The organism is bacterium, assembly GCA_024226335.1.
GTDB lineage: Bacteria > Myxococcota_A > UBA9160 > SZUA-336 > SZUA-336 > JAAELY01.
In genome coordinates, this window is the sequence record JAAELY010000178.1 from 1 (window position 1) to 7531 (window position 7531).

The 7531-nt window shown below is 62.9% G+C and carries 4 protein-coding genes and 1 pseudogene; 4 read left to right on the forward strand and 1 reads right to left on the reverse strand.

Features of this window, described 5'->3' with window-relative positions:
• Positions 1–350: 350 nt before the first annotated feature.
• The 4 genes and pseudogenes from GY725_08910 to GY725_08925 all read left to right on the forward strand — a co-directional run bounded on the left by GY725_08910 (position 351) and on the right by GY725_08925 (position 6987).
• Positions 351–656: pseudogene (locus GY725_08910) on the forward strand (transposase).
• Between the two features lie 745 nt (positions 657–1401).
• Positions 1402–3462, forward strand: a complete 2061-nt coding sequence (locus GY725_08915; GenBank protein ID MCP4004302.1) for a hypothetical protein — start codon at positions 1402–1404, stop codon at positions 3460–3462.
• A complete protein-coding gene (locus GY725_08920) occupies positions 3459–4772 on the forward strand; it encodes an ATP-binding protein (GenBank protein MCP4004303.1) in 1314 nt (437 codons plus the stop codon). The genes GY725_08915 and GY725_08920 overlap by 4 nt, the downstream gene beginning before the upstream one ends.
• Positions 4747–6987, forward strand: a complete 2241-nt coding sequence (locus GY725_08925) for a DEAD/DEAH box helicase (protein MCP4004304.1) — start codon at positions 4747–4749, stop codon at positions 6985–6987. Before GY725_08920 ends, GY725_08925 begins: the two co-directional genes overlap by 26 nt.
• Before the next feature lie 331 nt (positions 6988–7318).
• Here GY725_08925 and GY725_08930 read toward each other — a convergent pair.
• Positions 7319–7531: transposase domain-containing protein (locus tag GY725_08930; GenBank protein MCP4004305.1), on the reverse strand; the 213-nt coding region annotated here is incomplete at its 5' end.

Consider the following 7531-nt stretch of genomic DNA (forward strand, 5'->3'; position numbering starts at 1 on the left):
CGTCGGCGGCATTCGTCGCTGGACTACCAAAGCCCGCTGGAGTTCGAACTGAACAACGCGGGAATCGAAACAGGAAGAGGCCAGGAAAGTCCTGGGCCTACGGTACAGTGAAAGTGTCTACGGAATCGGGGCAAGGCCAGAGAGCGACCCGCACGCTCACTTCTCCTACTGGTACGGGACGTCCGTTCGGGACTTCGACCGCGCGAGCGCTGAGGAATGGTCGTTCTGGCTGACATGGGCTCGGGCGCTCGACAGCCACAAGTCCTTGCCGTCACGCCGGAGCAGGTCGGGGGAGGCACCGCAGCAACCGCAGGCGCGCGTAGACTCAGGATGGTCGTCCGCTTCGCCGGATGCCCCCCCGCTGGCGGGTCGAGCGACTGTTGGCGTGGCTTCAGAACTACCGGCGACTCGTCACCCGCTACGAGCGCCATGCCGAGAACTTCCTCGGTTTCGTGTACCTCGGATGCATCTGCATCAGGCACCAAGCTCTCCCTCACCGGCAGGGTGCGCTTCCAGAGTTGCGACGACGAGTACTGCGGCCTCCCGGCGTCGGAGCCCTTCGACCTGCGTGTCGGACTCGCCCCGGATCGCCCGGACGAGGCTCGGCAACGCCAAGGAGGGCGAAATGGACTCGCTCCCCTACCTCAAAGACATGATGCGGCGACGCAAGTAGCCCGGGTAGGGGCGAGTCGGCCGTGAGTCGCAGCGGATCGCGCGACCCGAGAAGCCCCGACACTCCGGGATGTTAGTGGTGGAGGCGGCGGGAATCGAACCCGCGTCCGACGAGCCTAAGTCACCGAAAGACAAAGACTCTGATGGGTGAATTCTTGTCGCCCACTTGTCGCCACCGCTTGACGTGCCGAATCCGAGCACGCATCGGCGTCCGTGACGGCCCCATGGTCCCAGAGGGCGCCCCGAACCAAAACTGGTGTCCGAGGGAATCGCCTGGTCGCAGCCCATCTGGCGGAGGGACACAAGAATACTCCATCAGATTTGAGGATAATGGAGCGATCGGATCTACGCGGATAGCAGGGTCCCTTCCGGGGCGCTTAGTGTCGAGACCGATGGGGAGTCAGTTCCGTAGATGCGGTTTGCGGTCTAAACTGTTCAGCGAGCACAAGGCTCCGGGGGCGAAGATTTGCCGCTATATAGATCGCAACGATGAGCAGCCTCTTCCTACTCATGCTCATCGTATTGCTCATCTACGGAGCGGTCAGAGCTACCTCGCGATCGAACCCAAATTCTCCGAGGACCCCTCGCTCGAGCGACAGACGAGTGACGATCACCATCGGTGCTGACTCGCAAACGGATTTCTCGCCCTCGCGGCGGCCGCGCCTCGAACCGGCCAAGCTTGCGAAAGCAGGTGACCGCCGCTGGTTCTCGCCTGGCTCAGCAGTTACGGTGGCGGCTACCCTCATCGCGGATGGAATGGTCTATGTGGGCCCGGACCTGCCACCGATCGGGGGCTGGCAAGACCACGAACCCGCTCTGATCGACCCCACACTGAATGTCTCCCGCGGCCGCATCGACCAGGCGAGCGAGAACCTTGGCTACTGGCCGTCTTACGGTCGGATCTCACCCGAATCGCGTGCTGCCTATCTCGAGTGGTTGGCCGGTGGGCGGTGCGATCCGGACGCCGACATCGGCTACGTCTTTCTCTTTTTCTACGGGCTCGAAAGGAGGCTCCTCTTCGATCTGCGACACCTTCCGGAGCGCCGGAGCGAGGCCCCAAGCCTGATCGCCGAGGTAGCGCGCCTGCGTTCGCTCTACGGCGCGAATGGCTCGTTCGCCAGCTACAGCTCGTCACTGCTACAGATCGCGCAGTCGCTCTGGTCAGATGGACGCGCTTGCGAGCGCCCTCCATCCTTCGACAGACCTGGGAGCGAGCTTCCGGCGGACGTTCGCTTAGCTGTTGGTCAACTCGTGGCCGCCGGGGAGCCCATCCCTGCCGATTGGGCGCTCGCCTGGGTCACCGGCCACCCCGAGACCCGCCTCCGCACACCCGCCCGACGCTGCCCAGAAGAGTTCAGGCATCTCTTCTGTCACCGCTACCGCGAGAAGTTCGGACAAGGGATGCTGCTCAAGCCAAACAAACGCCGGCTGAAGATCTCGCATCGACCTGCGAGCGCATCGTTCGGCGACGAGGTTGAGGTTCCGTTTGAGCATATTCCGGACATAGCCGCGCTCAAGGTGCCGATTCGACCGCTGCAGGAGATCGCAGAGGCGGCGATGTCGGAACTCGACGCATACAGCCGTCTCGTCGGTCGGAGCCCTGAGAAGGCGCGTACCCTGGAAGGGAGGGCACTTCTCCCGCCCGAACTCGCCGAAGTCCGAAAGAGTCCTGCCTCCGAACGCCTGCAGCGCTGGGTCGAGGCAAGCCTGGGCGATGGGGATGGAGCAGCGGTTCCTGCCTCAGACCTCATGGCACACTGGGACTGCGCGCGCGCCGACCGCATGAGCAAGCGGGAGCTTGGGAGCTTCGCACGGGCACTCGAATCACTCGGATTTGGCATCGAGCCCGATCCGCGCTTCGGAGGCGGCAGCATCCGGGAAGGTCAGAAGGTCGTCCTGTTTCCACTCGGCTCCGAACGAATCGCCGCCGCTTCGCCGGCCTACCGCGCATCGACGTTGTTACTGCATCTCGCGGCGCTTGTGGCCGCCAGTGACGGATCGGTTGGCGATGCCGAGGAGCGCCACCTCGAAGAGCAACTCGAGCGGTCGATGAGCCTCGATCCCGACGAGGTGCGTCGCTTGCGCGCCCACCTGATGTGGCTGCTCGTTGAGCAACCCAGTGCCGCCGGAATCAAGAGCAGACTGGAAGGCGTCGACTCCGCAAGCCGCCGGCTGCTCGCGGAGTTCGCGATGGCAACGGCGGCCGCTGACGGTGTAATCGATCGCGGGGAAATCCGAACGCTCACGAAAATCTATGGTCTGCTCGGGTTCGACCCGGATCAGGCCTACGGCGACGTCCACTCGCTCCAGGTCAGCGACAGCTGGCGCCCAGCTGAAGGCCCACTGAGAGTGCGTCCGCAGGTGGTTGGCCCGAGCGGACGCGCGATTCCCGAGCCTCCGTCAGCGGAATCTGTTCCCCCAAGTGGCTTCAAGCTGGACATGGACCGCGTGCAACGTACGTTGGCCGAGACCGTGGCAATCTCACAGGTGCTAGCCGAGGTGTTCGAAGACGAGCCCGCGGAAGCCGGTAGGGGGGAGCTAGCCCCTGTCACATCGAACACAGTCGCCGGCCTCGATGCTCGACATGCAGCCCTGCTGCTGGCCCTCGACGGACGATCTGAATTGAGCAGTGCGGAGTTCGAGGAACTCGCCGAGTCCTTCGACCTGCTAGCCGATGGCGCCCGCGAGATGCTCAACGAAGCAGCTTTCGAGCGAGCCGACAACGCCTTGCTGGAAGGAGAGGACCCCGTGGAAGTGAATCTCGACGTACTGAGCGAACTGCAAACATGACTTCCGACTCAAAGATCCGGCCGAGGACTCGTGACGCGATCATCCAGTCTCTCCGAGCGGGTGTCACGCCGCGAATCGGCCAAGCCCACATCCAAGTCGGGCGCGCGGACGAAGTAAAGGCCCTGATCCGAGACATCGATAGAATCGGTGATGGCGGAGCGAGCTTCCGCCTCGTGATCGGCGACTACGGCTCGGGAAAGACTTTCTTCCTGAACCTGGTCCGCTCGATCGCCCTGCAGAAGAAGCTCGTCACCGCGCACGCTGATCTCAATCCAGATCGACGCCTGCACGCAAGCGGCGGGCAGGCTCGCTCGCTCTATCAGGAACTGATGCGCAGCATCGCCACCCGATCGAAACCTGACGGTGGGGCGCTGCAGAGTGTAGTGGAGCGTTTCGTGTCGAGCGCCCGATCCCAGGCCGGCAAAGACGGGGTCGCGGCAGAGTCGATCATCCGGGAGCGACTTGCGGCACTCACCGAAATGGTCGGGGGGTACGACTTCGCGGAGGTGGTCTCAGCCTATTGGCGCGGGCACGAGACTGGCGACGACACCCTCAAGTCAAGCGCCGTCCGGTGGCTGCGCGGTGAGTTCGCAACAAAGACGGATGCTCGCAAGGCACTCGGCGTCCGTACGATTGTCGATGACTCGAACGTCTACGACCATCTCAAGTTGATGGCGCGCTTCGTGCGCCTGGCCGGTTACAGCGGCTTCCTCGTCTGTCTCGACGAGATGGTCAACCTCTACAAACTTCCGAGCGGGCGAGCGCGCAGCGCCAACTACGAGCAGATCCTTCGCATCCTGAACGACAGCCTGCAGGGCGCTGCGGTGGGACTTGGGTTCGTGCTCGGAGGAACGCCTGAGTTCCTGCTTGACACCCGAAAGGGGCTCTACAGCTACGAGGCGCTAGAATCACGACTCGCAACCAACTCATTCGCACAGGAGGGGCTCGTAGATATGACCGCTCCTGTGGTGCGTCTCGCCAACCTCTCGCCCGAAGATCTCTACGTTCTGCTCCAGAACATCCGCCACGTATATGCGGCCGGGGATCCAGCCAGTTACCTCGTCCCCGACGACGCACTCAATGCGTTCATGAAGCACTGCTCCAATCGCATCGGCGAGGCGTACTTCCGAACACCCCGCAATACGATCAAGGAATTCGTAAACCTGCTTGCCGTGCTCGCCCAGAACCCCGAGGCTTCTTGGCAGCAACTGGTCGGAACAGTCGAGATTCCCGATGAGGGCAATCCCGATCTCGCACCGATCGAAGCATCCGACGAAGATGACGATGGGCTCGCCTCCTTCCAGCTCTGATCCGGCGCCCTCCTCCGTCTTCCATCGCTTCCACCCTGGCGTTCAACGGTGGATCTGGGACCAGGGATGGAAGGCGCTCAGGCCGGTGCAGGAGCGCGCCGCTCAGCAACTCCTCGACCGGGATGAGGACGTCATCATCTCTGCGCCTACGGCGGGTGGTAAGACCGAGGCGGCCTTCCTGCCAATCGCCTCAAGAGCCGCATCGTGCGAAGCGGAAGGCATCGCGTGCCTTTGCGTCAGTCCCCTGAAAGCCCTGATCAACGACCAGGCCAACCGCCTAACCTCGCTCTTCGACCGTGTGGATCTGCCGCTCACGCCCTGGCACGGGGATGTCCCGCAGAGCCGAAAGCAGAAGCTGCTCAAGAACAGGAAGGGCGTTCTGCTGATCACGCCCGAATCTCTCGAAGCCTTCTTCGTTCTGCGTGGAACGAAGATACCCACCATCTTTGCGGGCCTATCCCATGTCGTCGTCGATGAGCTTCACAGCTTCATTGGTACCGAACGAGGCCGCCAGCTCCAGTCTCTCTTGGACCGTATGGAGCTCGCTATCCGCAAGCGCGTCCCGCGAGTGGCCCTTTCGGCCACCCTTGGCGACATGCGATTAGCAGCTGAAGCCCTGCGGCCCGGAGCAGGAGAAGGCGTCGTGTTGATCGAAGGAGACGGCGACGGCCGCGAGCTACGAATGCAGCTGCGCGGGTACAAGTCGCGGCCGCCGGCTTCCGGGGCCGCTCAATCGACTGCCACGGACGAGGATGATGCCGCTCGCCTGGTCGGTGATCTGTACGAGAGCCTCCGCGGCCAGAACAACCTCGTCTTCGCAAACAGCCGGCGCAGGGTCGAAGAGCTGACCGATCGCCTTCGTCGGTTGTGCGAGCAAGAGCACGTTCCCAACGAGTTCTTCGCGCATCACGGGAACCTTTCTCGAGAGATCAGAGAAGAAGCGGAATCCCGGATCAAGGAGAATTCCAGACCGACCTCGGTCGTGTGCACTAGCACCCTCGAACTCGGTATCGACATCGGGAGCGTCACGAGCATTGCCCAGGTGGGCTCTCCTCCCTCCGTCGCGTCGCTGCGGCAGCGCCTCGGCCGCTCTGGACGCCTTGCAGACGACCCGTCCGTGCTCCGTGGATTCGTCGTCGAGGAAGAGATCGGGAAGACCTCGACGCTCATCGACGAACTCCGCGCGCAGCTCGTCCAATCGATCGCGATGGTGCAGCTCCTGCTGGCGGGGTGGTGCGAGCCGCCAGCGCCCCGGCAGCTGCACCTTTCCACGCTTGTCCAGCAAACCCTCTCCGTCATCGCCCAGCACGGGGGCGTTCTGGCCAAGGACCTCTACGGGGCGCTCTGCAAGTCAGGGCCCTTTCGTGGCGTTGACGCAGAGCTGTTCAGACAGCTTCTCCACTGCCTCGGCGAGCAACACATCCTGAGCCAGACGAGCGATGGGGCCTTGACCCTGGGCGATCGGGGCGAGCCTATCGTCGATCACTACTCCTTCTATGTTGCGTTCGTCACTCCGGACGAATATCGCTTGGTTGCGGGCAGCAAGACTCTCGGCACGATGCCCATCACCCAGCCGCTCATACCAGGGAGCCACCTGATCTTTGCCGGCCGACGTTGGGAGGTAAGGGACATCGACGAGAAAGCTCGAGTGATCGAACTGACGCCCGCGCGGGGCGGGCGGGCGCCTCAGTTCGACGGCGGGGGCTTCGACATCCACGATCGCGTGCGGGCCGAGATGTACCGGATGTACTCCTCCTCGATGGTGCCAATCTATCTCGATGCTGCAGCAAAGGGCCTCCTCACCGAAGGTCGCGACGCGTTCGTGCGCTGGGATCTCGCGGAGACGCGCATGGTCGATGCAGGAGGCTCCGTCCTCTTGTTTCCGTGGCGGGGGGATCGAGTTATGCACACCCTCTGCCTGCAGCTCAACTCTCTAGGTCTTTCGGCCTGGATGGAAGGAATCGCGATCGGTGTCCGCAAGGCAGCTCCCGAGGCGATCGCGGAGGCGCTGGGACGAGTTGAACGAGGCAAGGTTCTCACCGGACAGGCACTCGCCGCAACGGCAGCGAATCAGATCGAGGAGAAGTACGACTGGGTTCTCACCCCCGAGCTTCGCTCAGTAGACTACGCGTCGCGACACTTCGATGAGCCGGGCGCGCGTGACACGGCGAGAGACATCCTGGCATCCTGGGACCGGACCGAAGGGCAGATGTGAACTTGCTCCGTTTCCGCTGGACGTCTGGATGCTTCAGGTTCTCGTTCTTCACTTCAAGCAGCTCGTCTGCGTGCTGTTCATCCTTGCTCGGTCAGACGGCCGTGACCCACCTGTACAAGCTGTGGCTCAACATCCCGCCGCTTCTGCTCTGGATGTCCTCGATGCGGGATCCGGGGGATCACTTCGTCCTTGAACTCCGTCGTGTATCGTCGCTAGCCCATGCGGTTGAGAGGGCCCCGGAACCAGGACCGGTTCAGCTCTCTTCACCAAACTCCTTTTGTATGAGTTTGATGATGTTCATTGGTAAGCGGTGGACGAACCGCATCCTCGGTCAGTCCGGGTTGAGCGCGGCCCGATCGAGATTCTGCGGGAGCAGAGCATCGAGTTGATCCAGCGAGGTGAGTGTCGGCAGCACCTCGAACAGGTGCGCCAGGTAACGGCTCGGTTCGAGTCCGTTGGCCTTCGCCGTCTCGATCAGCCCGTAGAGGTTCGCGCTGGCTCGTGCCCCGGCCACCGTATCGGCGAACATCCAGATGGTATGACC

What these genes read in the sequence shown, in the direction of transcription:
- GY725_08925 (MCP4004304.1), top strand. Translation starts at nt 4,747, where the DNA reads ATGGGCTCGCCTCCTTCCAGCTCTGATCCGGCGCCCTCCTCCGTCTTC.
- GY725_08920 (MCP4004303.1), top strand. Translation starts at nt 3,459, where the DNA reads ATGACTTCCGACTCAAAGATCCGGCCGAGGACTCGTGACGCGATCATC.